General features: G+C 66.2%; 12 protein-coding genes. 8 read left to right on the top strand and 4 right to left on the bottom strand.

From position 1 onward, the window contains the following. The first annotated feature begins 69 nt into the window (after nucleotides 1-69). The 3 genes from NLI01S_RS03860 (at nucleotide 70) to NLI01S_RS03855 (ending at nucleotide 1,613) form a co-directional block, all read left to right on the top strand. Nucleotides 70-1,047: a bile acid:sodium symporter family protein gene (locus NLI01S_RS03860; RefSeq protein WP_067599223.1), complete on the top strand. Its 978-nt coding sequence runs from the start codon at nucleotides 70-72 to the stop codon at nucleotides 1,045-1,047. A gap of 81 nt (nucleotides 1,048-1,128) precedes the next feature. Further along, nucleotides 1,129-1,293, top strand: coding sequence for a hypothetical protein (locus NLI01S_RS25925; protein WP_190318351.1), 165 nt, complete (start codon nucleotides 1,129-1,131; stop codon nucleotides 1,291-1,293). A gap of 119 nt (nucleotides 1,294-1,412) precedes the next feature. After that, nucleotides 1,413-1,613 (top strand): hypothetical protein, encoded by a 201-nt coding sequence (locus NLI01S_RS03855; RefSeq protein WP_067599220.1) that lies wholly within the window; start codon nucleotides 1,413-1,415, stop codon nucleotides 1,611-1,613. A gap of 367 nt (nucleotides 1,614-1,980) precedes the next feature. Here the strand turns inward: NLI01S_RS03855 and NLI01S_RS03850 are convergent, their stop codons facing one another. Continuing rightward, nucleotides 1,981-2,607, bottom strand: coding sequence for a restriction endonuclease (locus tag NLI01S_RS03850; protein ID WP_067599217.1), 627 nt, complete (start codon nucleotides 2,605-2,607; stop codon nucleotides 1,981-1,983). 148 nt (nucleotides 2,608-2,755) lie between these two features. Between NLI01S_RS03850 and NLI01S_RS03845 the strand changes: the two genes are divergently transcribed. Continuing rightward, nucleotides 2,756-3,385: a class I SAM-dependent DNA methyltransferase gene (locus NLI01S_RS03845; RefSeq protein ID WP_067599214.1), complete on the top strand. Its 630-nt coding sequence runs from the start codon at nucleotides 2,756-2,758 to the stop codon at nucleotides 3,383-3,385. Between the two features lie 490 nt (nucleotides 3,386-3,875). Here the strand turns inward: NLI01S_RS03845 and NLI01S_RS03840 are convergent, their stop codons facing one another. From NLI01S_RS03840 to NLI01S_RS03830, 3 genes are all read right to left on the bottom strand, one after another. Then, nucleotides 3,876-4,319: a hypothetical protein gene (locus tag NLI01S_RS03840; protein ID WP_157090946.1), complete on the bottom strand. Its 444-nt coding sequence runs from the start codon at nucleotides 4,317-4,319 to the stop codon at nucleotides 3,876-3,878. A 355-nt stretch (nucleotides 4,320-4,674) separates the two neighbouring features. After that, entirely contained in the window at nucleotides 4,675-9,381 is a 4,707-nt protein-coding gene (locus NLI01S_RS03835) for a DEAD/DEAH box helicase (RefSeq protein WP_067599208.1), read from the bottom strand. Then, nucleotides 9,378-12,788, bottom strand: a complete 3,411-nt coding sequence (locus tag NLI01S_RS03830; protein ID WP_067599205.1) for a hypothetical protein — start codon at nucleotides 12,786-12,788, stop codon at nucleotides 9,378-9,380. Before NLI01S_RS03830 ends, NLI01S_RS03835 begins: the two co-directional genes overlap by 4 nt. A gap of 133 nt (nucleotides 12,789-12,921) precedes the next feature. On the opposite strand from NLI01S_RS03830, the gene NLI01S_RS03825 reads away from it, so the two are divergent. From NLI01S_RS03825 to NLI01S_RS03815, 4 genes are all read left to right on the top strand, one after another. After that, complete coding sequence (locus NLI01S_RS03825) at nucleotides 12,922-14,982, top strand: N-6 DNA methylase (protein WP_067599202.1); 2,061 nt, start codon at nucleotides 12,922-12,924, stop codon at nucleotides 14,980-14,982. 91 nt (nucleotides 14,983-15,073) lie between these two features. Then, entirely contained in the window at nucleotides 15,074-17,059 is a 1,986-nt protein-coding gene (locus NLI01S_RS03820; protein WP_223809099.1) for a type I restriction-modification system subunit M, read from the top strand. Further along, nucleotides 17,056-18,300, top strand: coding sequence for a restriction endonuclease subunit S (locus NLI01S_RS25590; protein WP_157090945.1), 1,245 nt, complete (start codon nucleotides 17,056-17,058; stop codon nucleotides 18,298-18,300). The genes NLI01S_RS03820 and NLI01S_RS25590 overlap by 4 nt, the downstream gene beginning before the upstream one ends. Next, nucleotides 18,297-21,479 (top strand): type I restriction endonuclease subunit R, encoded by a 3,183-nt coding sequence (locus NLI01S_RS03815; RefSeq protein WP_067599198.1) that lies wholly within the window; start codon nucleotides 18,297-18,299, stop codon nucleotides 21,477-21,479. The genes NLI01S_RS25590 and NLI01S_RS03815 overlap by 4 nt, the downstream gene beginning before the upstream one ends. Nucleotides 21,480-21,501 lie beyond the last annotated feature (22 nt).

Below are 21,501 nucleotides of genomic sequence, written 5' to 3'. Positions count from 1 at the left end.
TCACCTGGGGGGTAACGTGCTGCCGGCCGGAAGGAAGCCCCCCGGACACCACGTGGGAAGAAGTACACGATGACGATCGTCAAGCAGGTCGCCGACTTCGTCGGCAGGTGGTTCGCGCTCCTGGTCCTGTTGGGGGCCGTGGTGGGCCTGGTCGTACCCGACCAGGCCTCCCACCTCACACCGCACGTGTCCCTGCTGCTCGGCGTCATCATGTTCGGCATGGGGCTGACGATGCGCCCGGCCGACTTCGCCATCGTCGCCCAGTACCCACGGGCCGTGGTGCTCGGCGTGCTCGCCCAGTACACGATCATGCCGCTGCTGGGCTGGGGCATCGCCCACCTGCTGAACCTGCCGCCACAGCTGGTGATCGGCATGATCCTGGTGGGGGCGTCCCCCGGCGGGACCGCCTCCAACGTCATCGTCTACCTGGCCCGCGGCAACGTCGCCCTGTCGGTGGCCATGACGTCGATCTCCACCATGCTCGCGCCGTTCGTCACCCCGCTCGTGGTGCTGATCCTGGCCGGATCCACCCTGGACGTGTCCATGGCCGACATGTTCGTCTCCATCCTCCAGGTCGTCCTGCTCCCGGTGGTGGCCGGCCTACTGCTGCGCACCTTCGCCGACCGCGCCGTGTCCAAGGTCCTGCCGATCCTGCCGCTGGTGTCGGTCACCGGCATCGTGTTCGTCGTCGCCGGCATCGTGGGCGCCAACGCCGACGCGGTCCTGAGCACCGGACTCCTCCTGGGCCTGGCGGTCATCCTGCACAACACCCTGGGCCTGGGACTGGGCTACCTCGTGGGTGCGCTCGGCAAGCTGCCCGAGACCTCCCGCCGCGCCCTGAGCGTGGAGGTGGGCATGCAGAACTCCGGGCTCGCCGCGACCCTGGGCGCCACCCACTTCGAGCCGCTCGCCGCCCTGCCCGGCGCCCTGTTCTCGGTCTGGCACAACCTGTCCGGCGCGCTGGTGGCCACCTACTGGGCGCGCAAGGACCCCAAGGACGAGGAGCCCAAGGACACCGACGAGCCGACCGAACCCGAACACGACTGACCTCGGGACTTGCCCGACCTCGGGCCCTCATGCCAGGCTCTGGCCCCGATCGTCCCCCGACCAGGAACGGAAAGAACCAAGGTGGGCAAGAAGAAGAGCAAGCGCAAACCCGGCAGGGGACGCACCGAAATCCACCGCGGCCCCACCCGCGACCCGGGCGCCACCGGCAACGTGGGCTGCTACTTCATCTTCGCGGCGATGCTGGTCATCGGTCTGATCGTGGTGCTCCTGGAGGTCTTCGCCTGAAGTGGGAGGCCCTACCCCCACGCCCGCCACGACACACGCCTGATCCCTGACCTCAACCGGACACGGTACGATCACGCGAAGTAGCCGTGCGCTCACTCTCGCCCTGCCAGTCTGGGCACATGTTCGAGCGATTCCGTCTCTTCGCCCCGTGCTCCGGGCTCCTGTTGTTCACGCTGCTGTCCACCCCCGTGGTGTTGGTCGAACGCACCGTCGCCTGGGCGACCCTGCCGACCCCACCCGGACTCACCGCCCCGGCGACCTGCCCGGGTGTCCACCCGCGCATCCCCCACCCCCGCAAACCCCCGCACTGCCGCCACTGAACCCGGGAGAGAGCATGAAACCCAGAAGACCCATGCCCACCTGACCCCCAGGTGGGCCCGAACAGCCCGCTGACCCCCGTCAGTGACTGACGGGGGTACCAACTCGGGAGTCTGCCGGAGACACTCGGGGCTCTACGGACCGGATCGGCCCCGCCGCGATCGGGGCCCGTGGAGCTCCCGAACCCCGGGAGCCCCACACGTCCCGTCCCCCATTGGCTCACCAGGAAGGGGCGGGAACTACCCAGAGAATCCCAAGCAACCCGCGAGGTCGGTATCCCAAGGGTTTAGGACAGGAAACTTCCAAAAACCCAGAACCCGACTCTGAACTGCGAAAACACGCCCCCGGCCCGCGTTTCGGCGCGGGCCCTCATCCACCCGACAGCGGCTCCGGCGCCTCCACGCCGCTCATCCACCGAGCCAGGGCGTCCCGATCCACCAACACCATGTGCCCCTCGCCCTGCGCCGCGGCGGCCTCGGTGAAACCGGACGAGGACACGAAGACCCCCTCGTAGCCCTCATAACCGCTGTGCAGCACACCGATGAACGCACGCACGTCGTTGGGCGGCACCGCGTGGTTCCACCGCTTGCACTGCACCACGACCTCCCGGCCGTCCGGAGCACGTCCCACCACGTCCGCCCCGCCGTCGTCGGCGCCGCCCACCACGGTCACCGCCGTGTAGCCGCTCACCCGCATCAGCATGGCGACGTGCTCCTCGAACTCCACGCCCGTCATCAGGTCGACCTCGGACAGATCGACCCGCTCCAGGGCCCGGCGTTCCCTCGTCCGAAGCCACCGCCCGCGTATCCACCAGACCAGGAACGCGCCCACCAACGCGCCCGCCGCCCACAACATCGGACGCGCCGCGCTCTGCGCCACCCACGCGCCCACCATCAGAGCCACGACCAGGGCCAGGATCACCGCGTGCCGGTGGCGCCACACCAGTCGCCACTCTCGGGGGCCCTTGGTCTCACTGTCGGGGGAGATACCTGTCATGGAGGGCACCTTCCCGCTGTCCGGTCGACCTCACCGCTCACCGACAGATGTCGCTGTGTCCCTCGCCACCCCGTTCGCCAGGCCTGCCCGATAAGGTCTCGATCGAGGTGTTCTGTCCTTTTCTTTGGAAGGTGAGAGAGACCGAGTCATGAGCGAACATCGCAGGATCCTGGACCGTGTGTACGCCCTGAAGAACCCCCAAGAGGCCGAGAGCGCCTACGACGAATGGGCGGCCACCTACGAACACGACACCACCGAGGGCATGGGTTACGCCGCGCCCACCCACGCCGCCGAACGCCTGAGCGCCCTGCTCACCGACCGGCCCGAGGCCGAGGTCCTCGACGCCGGCTGCGGCACCGGGCTGGTCGGCGCCGCCCTGTCCGGCCACGGATTCGAGGTCATCGACGGCTTCGACCTCTCCACCGCCATGCTCGACAAGGCCCGCGCCAAGGGCCTCTACCGCGACCTCGCCAAGGCCGACCTCACACAGCGCCTGCCCGCCGGGGACGACGCCTACGACGCGGTCATCTGCGTGGGCACCCTCACCGAAGGACACGTGGGCCCCGAGGCCTTCGACGAACTCGTCCGCGTCGCCCGCCCGGGCGCCCCCATCGTCGTCACCGTCCTGGACCGCATCTGGGAACCCTCCGGCTACAAGGCCAAGGTCGAGGCCATCGAAGAGGCCGGCCTGGCCCACCTGGAGGAGTCCACCCCGCAGAGCGTCTACCACGTCAAGGAGAACATCACCTGCAACCTGGTGGTCCTCCGCGCCCAGTAGCCACCGCCCCGCCCCGCCGCCCACCCCGGGCGGCGGGGCGGGTATCCCTCAGAGCGTGTCCTCGCACATACGGGTCAAGAAGATTCCACTGGTCGGACTCTCGGATCAGGTCCTGGTAGCCATCGTCCACCCCAAGCCCTCCCGCAGGGAAGTGGGCCCCGCCAGGAGGGCTGACCGAACGGGAGCGGCGTGTCCTTCCGACGTTGCCCACCTGCTCCCGGTCGCGCGGGAACGAGCACGAAACACGTAGCGAACACCGCTCGGAGGCTGTTGGCTCAGGATCCACTCGGCCTCTCGGGCCTCGCAGTCGAGGCGACCGGGGAGTGTATCGATGGGTACGACTCCTGCCGCCACCGAATTTGCTGGACCAAGCCCACGCAGAGCGGTCGGTCGACGTGTCGGGGGCGATGAAGCTTCTCGGCCGGCTCTCCGAAGAGTGGAAGGGGACGGGCCCGTTCCTGAGCCCGGCGGATGGGGAAGGCCTGAACCTTTAGCTCTCCTCGGCGTAGTCCTCAAGGTACACCGGAATGATTCTCTCCAAGAGCCGACGGTCCGCTTCCGTGAGGTTCTCGGGGAGGATGAGAAGGGCGTGCTTTCCCTCGCGCAGAGGGAGCTTCAGCTCGACCTTCTCCTTCTTGGGTCGAGGAGTGGTCTGGAGCTTCCGAGTGCCCTTGTCCCCGCTCTTCCGTTTGGTGGGTGCTTCCCATGCGGCGGGGTCTCTTAGGTAGTCTCCGTAGGAGAGAACAGCCCTTCTGAAGACGTACTCATAGGTGTCCAGAGTGGACTCCTTGAGCTGCGGGTTGGTAGTGCGAAAGAGATGGACCGCATGCTCGATGTCCAGTTCTAGGACATTGATTCTGGAGGGATCCTTTCTCAGGCTCTCAAGAACGAGTTGGCAGGCGCGCACGTGCTGCTTGGCTGTGGACTCGGTCATTTTCTTGCTGTCCTTCGCCCACTCCCAGAGTTGGATGAAGTTTTCGCCGTTGGCCCTTGGTGTCATCGCGTATCCCGTCTGCTCATGCTCCTAGAAAAAGGATAGGGGATGTACGGAGCTAGGGCAGGATACAGGGAGGATATTCTCGCTTTCAAAGAACGATGTTATGAGAACTCCGCCTTTTGTTCCTATGCGCATCCTGTCGGTCACTCTGTGTTCGGGTTGTTGTTTCGGGGGAACGAAAGGAGAGCCTTCGGTGTGCGCGAGCGGAGGTATGTCCTTCCGTAACAGTTCGCGTGCGGGGGCCCGTGGTGATGCTCTGGGGCCGGGAGTGGAATCTCCCGGCCCCAGGTCTTCAGCCTCGGCTCAGCAGTGACTCCAAGGCGTGCGACGCCGCGTCTCGACGAAGCCGATCGTGGAAGTACTGGTTGCGGTAGTTGCGCAGGCAGCTGTAGCAGGAGGTCTCCACCCCGCAGTCACACGCCGTGACCCGGTCCAAGGCCGCCTTCAGGACCTCGGGGAAGTTCGCGGCGATCCGAGTGGCGCCGCCGGCACCACCGGGAACCGTGTCGAACAGCACCAGGGCCATGGTGCCCGGCGTCCTCCGGAAGGTCGCCCCGTCGATGTCGTCACGGCTGATGTCCAACGCCGAAGAGGCGCCCTCCAGCAGCGCGTACAACAGGGAGTACCGGACCGGTTCGGAGGCGCGTCCGATGTCCAGACGGCCACCGAAGGAGATCTCCACGATGTCGGTCTCGTACCGATGGGCCAGGGAGAGATGGGCGAGTGGGCCCTGGCACCGATTCCCCTTCAATGGATTCTCGTGCTCGGTGGGCGTCTTGCCGGTGGCCGTCCCGGTACCCCAGCCGCACCAGCCACAGATCAGGAAACCGCTTCCTCTGGGGCCGTCGGAGATCGCCACCAACTCACCTCTGCTGCCCGCCTGACACAGGACCTCGCCCCCACCGGGCAGGGGCCAGATGTGGTTCTCGGGATCGGCCGCCAACCGCAGTACGTTGGTGGAACCATGCCAGGAACGCTGCGGGGGCGTCATTCCCGCGGGTTGCACCTTGGCACCGGCGACGAAGCCGAACTCGGGAACGATGTACTTGGTCCTGCCTTCTCGGGCGGCCACACCGCAGGAGCGACACACACCTTCCAGTGGGTCCTTGGACTCCTCGTAGAAACCACAGTCGGCGCACACCCGGTAGTGGTGGGGGTGCAGTTCACGTCCGGGGAGCCGGTAGATGCCCGCCGAGGTCCACTTCTTCCCGCCCGCGATGATGGAGCTTCCAGGGGCGTACTCGTAGATGGCCGAACTACGGTCCCGCGCCAGTTCCAGGCGCCTGCCGACGGGCTCTCCCGAGTGATGGGTGCGCAGTTCGACGGTGTCCACCGGGAAGCCGTACTTGGGCAGCACGTTGCGAGTGGCCAGGAAACCCAGGAGCGGGCGCCGTACCACCGTGTTGATCGTCTTACCGAATCGCTCCGCCAACATGTCCTTGCGTGCCTCGAAGGCCTCCACCCGGCGCCGTTCGAAGTCCTCGACGTCTTGGGTCACCTCCAGATGGATCCTCTCCAGGAGCTCGGTGAGTCCGCCGACCCAGCCGCCTCCCGCCACGTCGATCTCCTGCGCGATCTCCGCGGGCAGGATCCTGAGCAGGGCCTCGGTGACGTGGCCCGGCACGGGGGAGAGGAAGTCGACGACCCGGGTGGCGGGAGCCGGCCGGTCCTCGTCGCCGGACAGGAAGAACTCCCCCACCTTGTTCCAGGACTCGCCGGTGGTCTGGAACCAGTACCGGAAGAACGCCGCCATCGCCACCGAGTGCGCGTGCCGGCGATCGATTCGGATGTTGGCGAGCGGCACGTAGGGCGCCCGCACCTCTCCGGCGATCATCTTCTCGGGTTCCTGGTATCGGAACAGGTCGTGGGAGCGACGTTGCGCGTAGGTGACCACCAACGCCGCGGAGTCCGAGCGCCGTCCGGCCCGCCCCGCACGCTGTACGTAGTTGGCCGTGGTGGGTGGCATGTTGCGCATGAACACCGACTGGAGCTCACCCACGTCCACACCGAGTTCGAACGTGGTCGAGCAGGACAGCGCGTTCACCCGACCCCTGACGAACTCCTGCTGCACGTTCGCCGCCTCCCGCGCCGACCACTGCGCGGTGTGCTCCTGAGCGGTCAACGCGACCGGGTTGAGCGTCCGGTACAGGTGCCGGTAGTGGTCGGTGTCCTTGTCGGCGTCGGGGAGGTCGTAGGGGCGCAACGTTCCGGGACAGTTCATGGTCGGACACACACCGCGCACCGACACCGGATGCAGACGCCGACAGGCGTCGCACTGGTAGGGGGCCTTCTCCGGAGTCACCAGGGACACCTCCAGCCCCTCGTGGTCGACCTGGTAGAGCGTTCCCAGCACACGATCGTCCGTCGAGACGAACCAACCCTCCGGCATGTCCCGGAGCAGGTCCCACACCTTCTCCAATACCTTCCGCGCCGGTGCGTCGTCCTCGGAGACCCCCAACCTCTTCAAGACCCGTTCCAGGTAGTTGAGCCGTCGGTTCTGCCCCGAGGTCGGCACCCAACTGATCACCTTGCGCGCACGGTCGGCGCCATCTCGACGCACGTACACCGGACCGAGCCGGGGCATGAACGCCTCGTCGTCGGCGGCCACGCCCTCGGGCATGCTGAGGGCGCCCTGTTGACGCAACGTGCGCACCAGTTCCCCGAACAGGTCCCACACCTCGTCCTCATCCAGCCCGAGCCACTCGGTGAACGCCCGAGGCAGAGACACCCCCTCGGGACGGGTCAGGTCCGCCCTGAGCAGGCCGCGTCCCTCCAACGACTGGCGGTCGTCGGTACTGACCAGCTCACTCATCACCCAGGGACCGACCCTGGACGCGCGCTGACGCTTGGACACCTTGCGACCGAACAACCCGGCGCGCTTGGCGGCTTGAGCGGTCTCGTCGATCAGGTCGTCGATTCTCAGCTCATCGCCCGGGTCGTGGATCGTGGTCATGCCCTCCAGGACGAGACGCCGGTGCTGGAACGTTCCATAGCTGGTCTCCAGGTAGGGCGCGAAGAACGCTGCGGCCTGGCGGCTGTCGTTGAACATCAGGAGCTTGCGTCCACCCCCGGGTTGGTCGGCGACCTGGGCGTCCGTGTCCTGGGGCAGAGCCTGGTACAGCGCGGTGGCCACGACGGCGGCGGAGGCGTCGTTACCGCTCTCGAACCGGCGCAGGGTGTGGGTGCCGAGCGCGCCACAGTTCAAACACCTGGCCGCGCGGTCTCCCTGGGTCTTGATCAGTCGGACCTCGCGTAGGGAACGATCGGGACACTCGATCGCGCACGAGCCGGAGGGTGAGCCGAGTAGGGAGCCGCAGCCCACGCACAGGTAGGCGTTCCGGGTACTGACTCTGCTCGCCTTCTCCAGGGTGTCGTCATCGTCGTCGACGGTGATCGGCGTGCCGCCCAAGTGCAACCACTCGGGCTTCTTCTGCCGCGAGGTTTGTGGGAGAAGCCGTTCCCCGCGCCCCTCCGCTTCGATGCTCCCCACCAGGTACAGGTCCCCGCACCTTTTGCAGGAGCCGATCTCGAAGCTGGGCGCCGAGCAGGTCTCGCAGGTTTCGTGCCGGGCCAACGACACGTGCGGTCCCTGGTCGGTCAGACAGGCGAACGCGCCGTCGGTGGCCCGGGTGAACAAGTGGTATCGGGCCGACAACAGCGGTGTGCCGTCGGTGTCGCGGATCATGCTGGCCAACGCGACAAGGTCCGCCAATGCCCGTACCCGATCGGTGGCGGTCAATCCTTCGGTTCCGGAGGCGGTCTCGGGGACCGCGTCGAACAGCTCCTCCGCCAGCTGCTCCAGAGGCTTGGGCCCGCCACGGGCCAACAACACGCGCAGATGTTGCAACCGGCGTTCCCCGGCCAGGAGCGTGAAGGCGGAAGGAGCCTCGGCTCCGTGTTCGGCCGCGACGCTTCGCAGGGCGCGGCCGGGATCGTCGTCCTCGCGTACGTTGCGGTAGTCCAACGCGGACAGCGGACCCCATGTGGAGTGGGGCATGGTGTCCTTGTGGGTGGCACGGATCAGGTCCTGCCTGGTGGGATCACCGTCCTCCCAGTCGAATGGTGCGTCGAAGAGACGCTGTGCGAAGGTGGTGACCGCGCTCGCGTCGTCGCCGACGGTCGCGCTGGTGGCGATGCACTGGAGTTTTTGGCCCCGAGCGACACGATCACGCAGCCGGCGCAGCAGCATCGCCAGTTCAGCGGCCTTGGCCCCGTCGTAGACGTGCGCTTCGTCCACGGCGATGAACTTCCAGTGTCCGGCGTGCTCGCCCTCGAACAGGTCCAGGTCCGCCGGGCGCAACAGCAGGTACTCCAGCATCGCGTAGTTGGTCAGCAGCAGATGCGGCGGGCTCTTGCGCATCTGCTCCCGGCTGAGGAGTTCGTTGGGCGGAGGGTTCTGGCCCGGGTGCAGGGCCCTGAAGGAGTCCAGGGCCTGCTGTTCGGTCTCCTTGGTCTCCCCGGTGTAGCGACCGAAGGTGATGTGCGGGCTGGTGGCCAGCAGCGTCTCGCGCAGTCGTTTGAGCTGGTCGTTGGCCAGCGCGTTCATCGGATACAGCAGGATGGCTCGAACCCCGGGGCCCAGCTCGCCGCGTTCGTGCTCGGCCTGGAGTTCGTTGAGGATCGGCAACAGGAAGCTCTCGGTCTTCCCAGATCCGGTCCCGGTCGCCACCACCAGGTTGCGGCCCTGACGGGCCTTGCGGATCGCCTCCTCCTGGTGGTTGTACAGCGGTCGGTCGAGATGGACGGCCGGGCCGGTGGGCGAGGCGAACCCGGGGGAGAGGACACCCTCCTCGACCAACTCACGCGGTGCTCGACCGGTTTCGTAGGCCGGGGTGGCCTCCAACAGCGGCCCCTTGCTCAGCAGGGGGCTACCGGCGATCTGCTCGGAGAGCGCGTTCGCCAGGGACGGGTCTCGCAGCGGCAGCAGCGAGCCCAGGTAACGGCGGTAGCCGTCACCGATCATCGCGCTCACGTCGATGGGGTCGAATCGGGAGGTCATCGGTTCTGCTCCTTGGCGATGTGGGCGCGTTCGGCCCCGGCGAGGGCCAGTTCGGCCAGGACGATGTCGATGCGGACGAGGTCGGGGGCGTGCCGGGCCAGGTCCCCCCAGACGGCGCGTTGCCCACGGGCCAGGGAGGTGAAGGCGGGCACTCCGCGTGCGGCCAATCGTGCGGACAGGGCCAGGGCCAGGGACGCGGCGGGCAGGTTGCGCCATCGGGCGGCGCCCGGGGCGTGGCGTGGTTCCAGCAGGTCCAGGACGGGGCGTCGGTAGGTCTGGTCGAGGCGTTTGGCCAGGTGCAGCACGTTCCCGGCGATGGCGGGCGCGGCGGAGCGCATCCGGTGCATGGCGGGTCGATCACGCGCGCTGAACAGTCCCAGAGCGGCCTGGGTGCGCGAGTCCTCGTCCAGCAGGGCGCGTGGGACCACTCGGGCCGCCTGCCAGATCGCGGTGACCTGGTCCGGTGACATCCGGGCCAGGTGCTCGGCGTTGGCGTCGAACCTGCCCGCGCCCGAGGCCGGGTCCGCTTTCCCCCGAAGCAGGGTCATGGCGATCCCACCGCACCGCCGTTCCAACTGTTCCATCAGCTCGGCGTGGTCGGGGTCGGAGACCTCGGCGTCGATCAGGGGCATGAGGTCGCTGGTGGCCAGGGCGGCCGCCGCGGGCAGACGGTGCCATAGTTCCGCCGCCTGCCGCACGGGCACGCGTCCACCCGCCGGAGAGGCGACGAGTCCTCCGGTGACCAGTGCCCATACGCTCTCGGCGGCGGACAGGTCGGCGTCGCCGTGGGCCATGAGCGCCGGAAGCGGTGTGTTGCCCAAGGCGTCGGCACAGGCGATGATCCGCTCCGGGGGCACACCGGAGCTGATCAGGAGGTCGGAGGCCCCCAGCACACGCCACAGGCGAACGGCGTTGTCACGCGAAAGGGGAAGCGAGTCCAACCCGTCCCCGGTGGCGAAGGCGGCGCACAGCCTTTCCTCCTCCTCGTCGGAACCGGTGGGTCGTCCCCCGGCCGGACAGCCCAACACGTTCGGGTCGTCGCTCTTGGGCCAACGGGGATGGTCGGTGACCGACCACGGGTCCTCCACGGCCAACAGCAGACGCATTGGACCGGCTTCGCGCAGTTCGTCGGGAAGGGGGATGCGCCCGTCCGTGGGCACGGCCAGCACGACCGGTGCCCGCCATGGCGCTCCGCGCAGGTACACGGCCGCGCTGACGTCGTCGATGCCGGCGAACCCTTCGAGTTCGATCACCCCGCCGCGGACCTCCGCGCCGCTCGCGAACCTCCTGGGCCGCACGACGGCCACGGGCATCGGTGTCGAGCCATGACCCACGACCAGACGCAGATGGCGCCGCGCGGCGGCCGTCTCCACGAGCTGCCCGAGGGGATAGCGGTGCGTGTTCGTCCCGAGCACCGAGACCGCCTCCACCCGCTGGACGACGTCCGTTCCCTGCAAGGCGAGCAACTGGCCCGGATCCGGTTCGCCCTCGGGCACCCGCACGAGCAGGTCACCGGACTCCGCGATGGACTCACAGTCCAAACGCGCGGCTTCGACCCGCCACCGCGGGGACGTCTCTCCGGTGGTGAGCAGACGCAGGTGCGGGGGCTCGACCAGTAGGGACACCACCGAGGTCCCGGCGCGCACCGTGACGGGACGGGCCACCTCCTGAGGACCGAACCGCGGATGGGCGGGCTCGACCTCGACACCGTCGGCGGCGCCCAAACGCGTCTCGGCCGGCGCCAGTCCTCCTGGTTCGATGACGCGCACCCGCGGTGCGTGCCGGGCGTCGAGCCCCTCGACGATGGTGATCTGCCGGCTCAACCCACGCCCGAGCGGGCCCCGAACGTTCACGGTGTAGGAGCCCACCACGGGCGATCGCAGGTCCGCCAGAAGGACGACGACCTCACCGGAGTCCGCCCGTACGCGAGAGATCAGGCGGCCCTCCTCCGCCGACCGCACCTCCACCGACCACTCCACCGACACGCCCTCCGCATCGGGCAGGACCACGGAGGGTCGGTGCGGATACACCGGTGCCCCGAGCGGGGTGGTCGCGCCGGGAACCGGTTCGGGCAGTTCCAACCGGGGTCGCTCCCGACCCTGGGCACGGTGGTGGGAACCCCCTTCCAACCGGATCGAGTCGCCTCGGTACAGCCGTAGCCGGCGCAGGGACCACCCCTCCCAGCCATAGGGCACGTCGAACCCACCACCCAGGTCCGCCACCGTCTCGGACTTTTCGAGCACGTGGTCGCCGGGATGCATCACCCATACCGGTCCGGGCGACAAGGTCGCGTCGGTACCGGTCAACGCGCCGGAGTCGTCGAAGACCAGGAGTGGGTCCAGCGGATCGATCAGGTCCAGTTGCTCGCGTACCCCGAGCCCCTGCGGGGTGACGTTCACCGAACGGGTGGGGCCGGCGAGCGCGAACACGGTCGGTTCGGCCGCCGCGCCCCAACGACGGCGGGTACGCACGGTGTGGGTGCCCTCGTCGGTGGTGACCTCCCACGAGACGTCGAGGTCGTCGGTGCCGTCCAGGACCGGCAGGACGACGTGGATTCCGTGGACGAAGGGGTCCAGACGCAGACGTGCCCGGGCCGCGCGGGGCGTGGCGGATTGCCAGAGCGGCTGTCGGGGGAGGGCGCCCCGACTCGCCGCGCGCTCCAACGCGGCTACCGCCGGGGCGTGGAACCGCTGGGGTAGCCCCACCTCCCGAGGAGCGGCGTCGGGGTCCTCGCGCAGGAGGTCCATCAGTTGCATGCACCGCTCGATGGTCTCCAGGGCGTAGTCACCGCCGGAGGAGATGAACCTGTCGGCCGGCATGTCCATATCCCGGAGCCGGTGACGACCGGAGACGGCCCACAGGTGGAACCCGTAGGCGTCCAACCCGGGTTCCACCGCGCTCCGGTGCAACAGCAGGTCGAAGACGTCCCCCAGACAGTAGGTGGGGATGCCCGAGTGCATCAGGATCGGATCCACGTAGGGGTAGGTCATCCCGGGGAAGGTGTCCACGCCCAGGATTTCCAGGGAGCGCAGGAAACGGGTGCCCCAGGCCTCGGTCTTGCGACGGGAAACGGGGACCTTCGTGCTCTCCCACAACGCCGGCCAGAAGGTGCCGTGGGCGTAGTGCCGGGTGGCCACCCCCACGGTGACCGCCGCTAGACAGGCGGGCCAATGGTGCAGGTTCGAGCGCCCGTAAACGTCGAGTTCCCGGGTGAAGATCGCCCCCAGCGCCCGAGCCGCCTGGTCGAGTTCCTTCACGTTGAAGGGGGACTCGGAGACGAGGGAGACCGACTCCAGGCGCGGACGCCACTCGGCCTCGCGAACGTCGAGCAACTGCCGTGGCGTGACCTTCCGCGGGTGGGCTTCCGGTTCCTCCTGCTCGAAGGGCAGGGGAAGGGGCAAGGACATGGCCGGACTCCAGGGGGTGTGTCGTCGGATGGAGCGGTGATGCCGATGCCATCAACATAGGGACCGGGTGAAAACATTGTCAACCTGAGTAAGGCTGTGGTGTACTGTTCACGACCGAGGAAAGGAGGCTTCGATGGCGGAGAACACGAGCGTCACCGCGGCCGACATCGCGCGTATCGCGCAGGTGAGCCGGACCACGGTCAGCAATTGGCGCCGACGCCACGGGGACTTTCCGGATCCCGTCGGGGGCAGCGGGAACCGGGTGCTGTTCGACCTGGACCAGATCGAACGGTGGCTCGCGGACAGCGACCGCATGCCCGAACGCGCGCCCCACGAACAGGTCTGGGAACGGATCCGGGTGACGTCCACCGAGGACGGCGACCTGGGAGAGGTCGTCGCCGACGTCCAGGAACTGTTGCTCCACCTGTCCCAGGGGCGGGCCACGAAGAAGGCGGTGGACCGGGTGGCCACCCACCAAGGAGGAACCGACCTGGCCGAAGCCGTGCGAGGAGCGGCCACCACCCCGGACGCCGCCCGGGAACTGTCCGCACACCTGCACGAGGCCTACCTGGCCGCCTTGGGCGGCAAGGCGCACCTCACCCCCGTCCCACTGGCGCGGTTGATGGTCGACCTGGCCGACGTACGCGGAGCCGAGGTGTTCGACCCCGCCTGTGGCACGGGCTCCCTGCTGCGCGCCGCCTCGGAGGAGGGAGCGGTGGGCCTGTACGGACAGGAGGTCGAGGAGGCCGGCGCACGCCTGGCCCGGGCACTGGTCGGGCTGGTGCCCAGCGGAGCCCCGGGACGGGTCAGGGGAGGAGACTCCCTCATCGCCGACGCCTTCGACGGACGTCACTTCGACGCGGTGCTGTGCAACCCGCCCTTCAATCAGCGCGACTGGGGCGCCGACGAACTCGCCTACGACGAACGATGGGCCTACGGGGTCCCACCTCGCTCCGAATCCGAACTCGCCTGGATCCAACACTGTCTGGCCCACACCCGCCCCGGCGGCCGCGACGTCGTACTCATGCCCCCGGCGGCCGCCTCCCGGCCCTCGGGCCGCCGCATCCGGCGGGAACTGCTGCGGCGGGGCGCGCTGGCGGCCGTCATCGCTCTGCCGATCGGCGCGGCCGCGCCCCTGCACGTGGGGCTGCACCTGTGGGTGCTGGAACAGCCGGAGGCGGAGGCCGTGCAGCGGCATCGGGTGCTTTTCGTCGACACCGAGAGCAATCGGGGTGGGGGAGAGGACCGCAGGCCCGCGGACTGGGACGAGCTACGCGATCGAGTGGGTCGGAGTTGGCGAACGTTCCTGGACGGGCCCGACACGGTGGTGGACGAGACAGGGTTCAGCCGGGCCGTGCCCGTGGTCGAACTGCTGGACGACAGTGTGGACCTGACCCCGCAGCGCCACCTTCCCGCCGCCGTCCCCGAGGTGGGCCCGGCCCAGGCGCACGAGTGCGTGGGCAAGGTCAGACGAAGACTCCTGCGTACTCTGGAGGACACACGTTCGTCCGTCCCCGGTGTCGGGTGGGGCGCTCGGGAGCCGGGGGAGTGGCGGATGACCACCCTCGACGACCTGGCCCGGTCCGGGGCCTTGGCCGTCTACCGGGCACCGGTTGTGCCCGTCGTTGATCTGGACGAGGGCACCGGGCCAAGGGTGTTGACCCCCGGCGACGTCAACGGGGGTGGCGAGGCGAGCAAGCGCCTCGCCGAACCGGTGGACCCGGAGACCACGGGGCACCAGGTGATCCAGGACGGGGACGTGCTCATCCCTTCGGCCATGACCAGGAGCGGGGCCTCCAAGGTCCGGGTGGCCGCCGAGGTCGACAGCGGTGCGCTTCTGGGAAACCAGTTGTATCTGGTGCGCCCGGACCCCGCCCACATCGATGCGTGGTTCTTGGCCGGCTTCCTCGCCGATGAGGACAACCTGCGCCGGGCCGGGCAGGGCTCGACGATCCTGCGCGTGGACTTTCGGCGGTTGCGCGTGCCGCTGCTGCCGCTGGAGGAACAGCGCCGCTACGGCGCCGCGTTCCGCGAACTGCACGAGTTCCGGCATCGGCTGGAGCATGCCCGTGAGGTCGCCAATGAACTGGGAGAACGCCTCACCAGCGGACTGCGAACGGGGCTCTTGGAGCCGCCGGTCGAGCCGCCGGCGGGCGACGAGGAAGCCGTGGAAGAGGTCACGGGCGCCCCGTGAATCAGACAGACTTGAACCAACCCCGCTGCATGCCCCTTCAGGCGCACACCCCTTCGAAAGGACCCCGGTGAATTCGAGTACCCATCAGGAGATGGTGAGTTTTATCTGGTCGGTCGCGGACCTGCTCCGCGGCGACTACAGGCAGTCGGAGTACGGCAAGGTCATCCTGCCGTTCGTCGTTCTGCGTCGCTTGGACTGTGTCTTGGAGCCGACCAAGCAAGCGGTGTTGGACGCACACGAGAAGTTCAAGGACAAGCCGGTCCACCACGAGTTCGTGCTGCGGGCGTCGGGGCACAGCTTCTACAACACCAGTCCGTTGACCTTCGAGCGCATCGCCGCCGACCCCTCCCAAACGGCGAACAACCTCACTCACTTCATCAACGCTTTCTCCTACAACGCCCATGAGGTGCTGGAGAAGTACGAGTTCGAAGGTCAGATTCGGAAACTGGACAACTCCGGCCTGCTCTACCAGGTGGTGGGCAAGTTCGCCGACCTGGACCTGTCTCCGGATCGGATCTCCAACGTCCAGATGGGTTACATCTTCGAGGAGCTTCTCCGTAAGTTTTCCGAGATGTCCAACGAGACCGCTGGTGAGCACTTCACCCCGCGTGAGGTCATCAAGCTGATGGCCAATCTTCTCTTGGCTCCGGATGAGGACGTTCTACGTACTCCCGGCATCATCCGCCAGATCCTGGACCCGGCCTGTGGCACCGGCGGGATGCTCACCGAGATGCACGATCACATCACGGCTCTGAACCCGGATGCCAAGGCGGTCGTGTTCGGCCAGGAGCTCAACCCCGAGTCTTGGGCGATCTCGCGATCGGACCTGATGATCAAGGGACAGGACCCCGAGCACATCAAGTTCGGCAACTCCTTCAGCCACGATCGGCACCAGAGCCGCAAGTTCGACTACATGCTCGCCAACCCGCCTTTCGGTGTGGAGTGGAAGAAGGTCAAGGACGATGTGGAGGCCGAGTACGAACTGGGTTCCTCCGGTCGTTTCGGGGCCGGTCTGCCGCGTATCAATGACGGGTCGCTGCTGTTCCTGCAACACATGATCTCCAAGATGAAGCCGGTCCAGCTCGACGAGGAGGGTGAGAAGCGTGGCGGTAGCCGTATCGCCATCGTCTTCAACGGATCCCCGCTGTTCACGGGTGCTGCTGGCTCCGGTGAGTCCGAGATTCGCCGCTGGATCCTGGAGAACGACTGGCTGGAGGCGATCGTCGCCCTGCCGGATCAGTTGTTCTACAACACCGGCATCTCCACCTACTTCTGGGTGCTGACCAACCGCAAGGACCGCGCCCACGAGGGCAAGGTCAAACTGATCGACGCCCGCGAACACTGGACCAAGATGCGCAAGTCCCTGGGGGAGAAGCGCAAGGAGATCAGCGCCGAGCAGATCACCGAACTGACGCGGTTGTACGCGGACGCGCTGGGAGTGGTCGAGGACCCCGAGCTCCCGCTGCACGGCAAGGTGAAGGTGTTCGGCAACGAGGACTTCGGATACCAGCGCATCACCGTGGAAAGGCCGCTGAAGCTGCGCTTCGAGGTCACCGAGGAGACGCTGGTGGAGCTCGCCGCCGCGCTGGACAAGGGCAAGACCACCGCCAAGTACGAGCAGAAGACGGAGCTGGTCGAGGCGATGCGGTCGCTGGTGGGTAGTGAGCCGAGCTTCAAGAAGACGGAGTTCGCCGATCGGATTCAGCAGGCTTTGGCCGAGGGCGGCATCGCCAAGCCGCCGACGCCGGTGATGAAAGCCGTGTGGGGTGCGGTCTCGGTGCGGGACCCCGAGGGTGAGGTTCAGAAGAAGAAGGGGCAGCCGGAGCCGGACGCGGACCTGCGCGACTTCGAGAACATCCCGCTGGACGAGGACCTCGACGCTTACATGGAGCGCGAGGTTCTGCCGCACGTTCCGGATGCGTGGGTGGATTATTCGAAGACGAAGATCGGCTACGAGATTCCGTTTACGCGGCACTTCTACGTGTACACGCCGCCTCGTCCGCTAGAGGAGATCGACGCGGAGCTGAAGGAACTTGAAGGCGAGATCCAGCGGTTGTTGGGAGAGGTGACGAAGTGAGTCCTGTTGATAGCTCTGTTCCCTTGTGGTCTATTGCTCGTGAAGTTCGCCGTGTAGTTGAACCGCGTGCTCTTGGTGAGCAAGTAATTCATTACAGTATCCCCTCGGTAGATGCTACGGGAGGTGGATTGGTTGAGGATTCCTCTACAATCCAATCAGCCAAGTTTCATCTCTTCGGGGACGAACTCCTTGTAAGTAAGCTCAACCCTCGCAAAACTCGTGTGGTTGAGGTGCAAAGCCACGAGCTTCCGGCTGTGGGATCTACGGAGTTCGTTTCTCTCGTTCCTTGGGGGTGTGATCGCCGGTTTCTAGGTTACCTGTTGAAGTCAGAGACGACTCGCCAAGAGTTGGATTCCCGCGTTCAATCAGTTACGAGAAGCCACCAGAGAGTTTCACCAGAAGAGGTACTACGCCTCTCTGTCAAGCTCCCTCCTCGGGATGATCAGCGACGCATCACTGACTTCCTCGATGCTGAGGTTGCTCGGATTGATGCGCTGGTGGCTGCAAAAAAGCGCGCTTCTGATCTAATTGATGAGCGAAGGGTGGCTCTCACGTCGAAGCTGTGCCTTCGCGGTGTGCGTGAGTATCCCGCCGTGAAGGATAGTGAAATTGGCCCATTGGGCACTGTTCCTTCACATTGGAGTGTTGTTCGCAATAAAAACCTTATTAGGGAGGTCAGTGATCTATCGGTTGATGGTTTTGAGGAGCTTTTGACAGTTTCTCATTTGACGGGGGTGACTCCTAGGTCTGAGAAGAATGTTTATATGTTCATGGCAGAGTCCATGGCTGGTTATAAGAAATGCCAGTCAGGTGACTTGGTTATTAATACTCTATGGGCGTGGATGGGGGCGCTGGGATTTTCAAAGTATGATGGAATTGTCAGTCCGGCGTACGGTGTTTATCGGTTCACGTCCGATGGCCTCCTGTCGGATTATTTTGACCTCCTTTATCGTACTCCGGAATATGTTTGTGAAATGACTCGTTACTCTAAGGGTGTCTGGTCATCACGTCTGCGTCTATATCCAGAGTCATTTCTTGCTCTTGGTGTCCCTGTTCCACCGCTGGACGAGCAGAAGGAGATTGTTCGAACGTTGGAGGAGGAGTTGGAGCCTGAACGGCGTCTCCAGGAGAAGATCCGGCAATCAAACTCCCTCCTGCTCGAACGACGACAGGCGCTGATCACCGCCGCTGTCACTGGTCAGATCGATGTCACCACCGCGCGAGGAGCTGACGTGTCATGAGTCCCGTGTACGACGAGAGCACCTTCGAGAGCCACATCGTGGCCTCGATGCTGGACCGTGGTTGGACCCAGGGCGACAACAGCTCTTACAGGCCTGAGCTGGCCCTGGACACCGCCCAGCTCTTCACCTTCATCGGTGCCACCCAGCCCGACACCTTCGAGGAACTGGCCACCCGTTGCGGCGGCTCCCAGGACCAGGCCCAGGCCACCTTCGCCAAGACGCTCGCCAAGCGAATCGACACCGAGGGCACCCTCCACGTCCTTCGTAAGGGCATCACCGTCGAAGGGCTGAAGTTTGCTCTCGCCTACTTCAAGCCCTCACACACCATCGCTGAGAACGCCCTCGCCGACTACGACGCCAACCGGCTCAGTGTCACCCGACAGCTGCGTTACGCCACACGGGACGACAGTCAGGGCAGAGCGCTGGACCTGGGACTGTTCGTCAACGGTGTCCCCGTAGCCACCGCCGAGTTGAAGAATCCCCTCACCGGGCAGAACGTCAACGACGCCAAGCACCAGTACGTCCGTGACCGGGACCCGCGCGAACTGCTCTTCAACAAGCGCGCCCTCGTACACTTCGCCGTCGACCCCGATCTGGTGTTCATCACCACCAAGCTCGCCGGCAAGGACACCCGCTTCCTGCCCTTCAACACCGGTTCCGAAGGGCCGGGGAACACCGGTGGGGCCGGCAACCCACTCCCCGCCGCCGACCAGAGCGGATACCGCACCGCCTACCTGTGGGAAACGGTCTGGGACGTCGACAACTGGCTCGACCTTCTAGAACGCTTCATCCACGTCAAGCGTGGCAAGGACGACAAGGGCCGCCGACGCGACACCGTCATCTTCCCTCGCTTCCACCAGTGGCACGCCGTGCGCCGCATGGTCGACCACGCCGCACGCCACGGCGCCGGGAACAACTACCTCATCCAGCACTCGGCCGGCTCGGGCAAGTCCAACACCATCGCCTGGCTCGCGCACCGGCTCTCCTCCCTGCACACCCCCGCCGACGTCTCCCTCCTGGACCCGGCCGCCGTCGCCAAGGGCCTCCAGCCCAACACCCCCGTCTTCGACAAGACCGTCATCATCACCGACCGCTCCGTCCTGGACAAACAACTTCAGGACACCGTCGGTGACTTCTCTCAGGTCGAAGGACTGGTCGGGCGGATCAGCGGCAAGGGTGGTTCCAAGTCCGCCCAGCTCGCCGAGGCACTGTCCACCTCCACCAAGCGCATCATCGTCGTCACCCTCCAGACCTTCCCCGCCCTGCTGGAGTACCTCAAGCGCGAACCCACCGAGATCCGGGGCGGCCGGTTCGCGATTGTGGTCGACGAGGCCCACTCCTCCCAGAGCGGTGAAGCGGCCAAGGACGTGAAGAAGGCCCTACGCGACCTGGGCCTGGACACCGACGACGACACCGACGACGACGGCGCTGAGACCAACGGCGAGGTCACCCCCAAGTCCACCGAGGACGCGCTACGCGAATCGGCCGCCTACCGGGGCCGTAGCGCCAACCTGTCCTACTTCGCCTTCACCGCCACTCCCAAGCACAAGACCCTCAACCTGTTCGGCGTGCGCAACGAGGCCACCGGTCTCTACGAGCCCTTCCACACTTACTCGATGCGCCAGGCCATCGAAGAGGGCTTCATCCTCGACCCGTTGCGCAGCTACATCACCTACGGCACCCAGTACCGGCTGCTGAACGCCAACACCGAGGACCGTGAGGTCGACGCGGCCAAGGCCAAGTCGCAGCTGGCCAGGTTCGCGCTGTTGCACGACTCCACGCTCGCCCAGCACGCCGAGACCATCGTGGAGAACTTCAACACCGTCACCCGCAAGCAGATGGGTGGGCGGGCCAAGGCCATGGTGGTCACCCGGTCCAGGCAGGCGGCCCTGTCGTTGTACGAGGCGATCGGTAGCTACCTGAAGGACAGTGGTGCTCCCGACCCTGGCGCCCTCCTCGCGGTCTCTGGATCCTTGAAGAACCGAGCAGGCGAAGAGGTCAACGAGCAGAAGATCAACGGGTTCCCAGAGGGTGAGCTGCCGCAACGCTTCGCCGCCACCCTGGCCGATGACCCCATCGCGGTGAAGCGCAACGGTAAGGAGTACCGGCTCCTCATCGTCGCGGACAAGTACCAGACGGGCTTCGACCAACCGTTGTTGACCACGATGTTCGTGGAGAAGTCCCTCAAGGGTGTGGCGGCGGTGCAGACCCTGTCCCGGATCAACCGGACCCACCCGCTCAAGTCCCAGAGCGACCTGCGGGTGCTGGATTTCGTCAACGACGCCGAGGAAATTCGGGACGCCTTCCTGCCCTACTACGAGCAGGCGGTCACCGCCGAGGCCGACCCCGACATCCTGCACACCATCGCTCACCGGGTCACATACGAGTTCAACGTGCTGGTCCGGGACGAGATGCAAGGGTTCGCCGATGCCTTCCACAAGCTGGACGTCCAGCCCGGTGCCGACAACCTGAAGAACCACCCCGAGCTCAACAGGTTCACGGCCCTGGCCGTCGAGCGGTTCGCTGCCTTGCTGGAGAGTGAGGAAGAGGACGAACGCACCGACGCCGATCGCTTCCGCGCGGACTTGAACGACTACGTCACCAAATACGCCTTCCTCTCCCAGATCATGCGCTACCCGGATACGGATCTGGAACGTCTGTACCTGTACGGCCGGTTCCTGCTGCGTGTGCTGCCCGCCCGCAAGGATGGGGGAGTGGACATCGGTGAGGTGGACCTGAGCCACCTGAAACTGTTCCGCAAGGGCGAGAGCGACCTGAAGCTCAGTTCCGATGAAGACCAGGAGCTACCCGGGTTCTCGGACGGGGCCGGCAGCGCCTACGACCCGAAGAAGGAATTGCTCTCGGAGATCATCGAGATCTTCAACGAGCACTTCGGCCAGGACCTCAGTGAAGCCGACAAGCTCATGATGGAGGAGCGCCTCCAGACGGTCATGGATGATCCCGATGTCGAGATGGCCGCCGTCAATAATGATGAGGGCGCCTTCCGGCACAAGTTCGACCCGGCGATGAAAGAAGCTGTCATGGATCGCTACGAGAGCGGGGCCGACTTCACCAATCGCTACATCGGTGAACCGGATTTCCAGAGCTCCATCAACCGAGCGATGAGTCGGGCGGCCTACCGGCTGCTTCGCCAACGCAACGGCCTCAGCGCTGCCTGAGGGAGGCTTGGCCGTCTCCGGA

Source organism: Nocardiopsis listeri NBRC 13360 (assembly GCF_001570765.1).
In the GTDB taxonomy this organism is placed as follows: Bacteria; Actinomycetota; Actinomycetes; order Streptosporangiales; family Streptosporangiaceae; genus Nocardiopsis; species Nocardiopsis listeri.
This window is presented reverse-complemented; position numbering and strand designations above follow the sequence as displayed.

Coding starts and splice junctions, on each gene's coding strand:
- NLI01S_RS03850 (WP_067599217.1), bottom strand. CDS start 2,607: ATGACAGGTATCTCCCCCGACAGTGAGACCAAGGGCCCCCGAGAGTGG.
- NLI01S_RS03855 (WP_067599220.1), top strand. CDS start 1,413: ATGTTCGAGCGATTCCGTCTCTTCGCCCCGTGCTCCGGGCTCCTGTTG.
- NLI01S_RS03840 (WP_157090946.1), bottom strand. CDS start 4,319: ATGACCGAGTCCACAGCCAAGCAGCACGTGCGCGCCTGCCAACTCGTT.
- NLI01S_RS03815 (WP_067599198.1), top strand. CDS start 18,297: ATGAGTCCCGTGTACGACGAGAGCACCTTCGAGAGCCACATCGTGGCC.
- NLI01S_RS03825 (WP_067599202.1), top strand. CDS start 12,922: ATGGCGGAGAACACGAGCGTCACCGCGGCCGACATCGCGCGTATCGCG.
- NLI01S_RS03835 (WP_067599208.1), bottom strand. CDS start 9,381: ATGACCTCCCGATTCGACCCCATCGACGTGAGCGCGATGATCGGTGAC.
- NLI01S_RS03830 (WP_067599205.1), bottom strand. CDS start 12,788: ATGTCCTTGCCCCTTCCCCTGCCCTTCGAGCAGGAGGAACCGGAAGCC.
- NLI01S_RS03820 (WP_223809099.1), top strand. CDS start 15,074: ATGGTGAGTTTTATCTGGTCGGTCGCGGACCTGCTCCGCGGCGACTAC.
- NLI01S_RS03860 (WP_067599223.1), top strand. CDS start 70: ATGACGATCGTCAAGCAGGTCGCCGACTTCGTCGGCAGGTGGTTCGCG.
- NLI01S_RS03845 (WP_067599214.1), top strand. CDS start 2,756: ATGAGCGAACATCGCAGGATCCTGGACCGTGTGTACGCCCTGAAGAAC.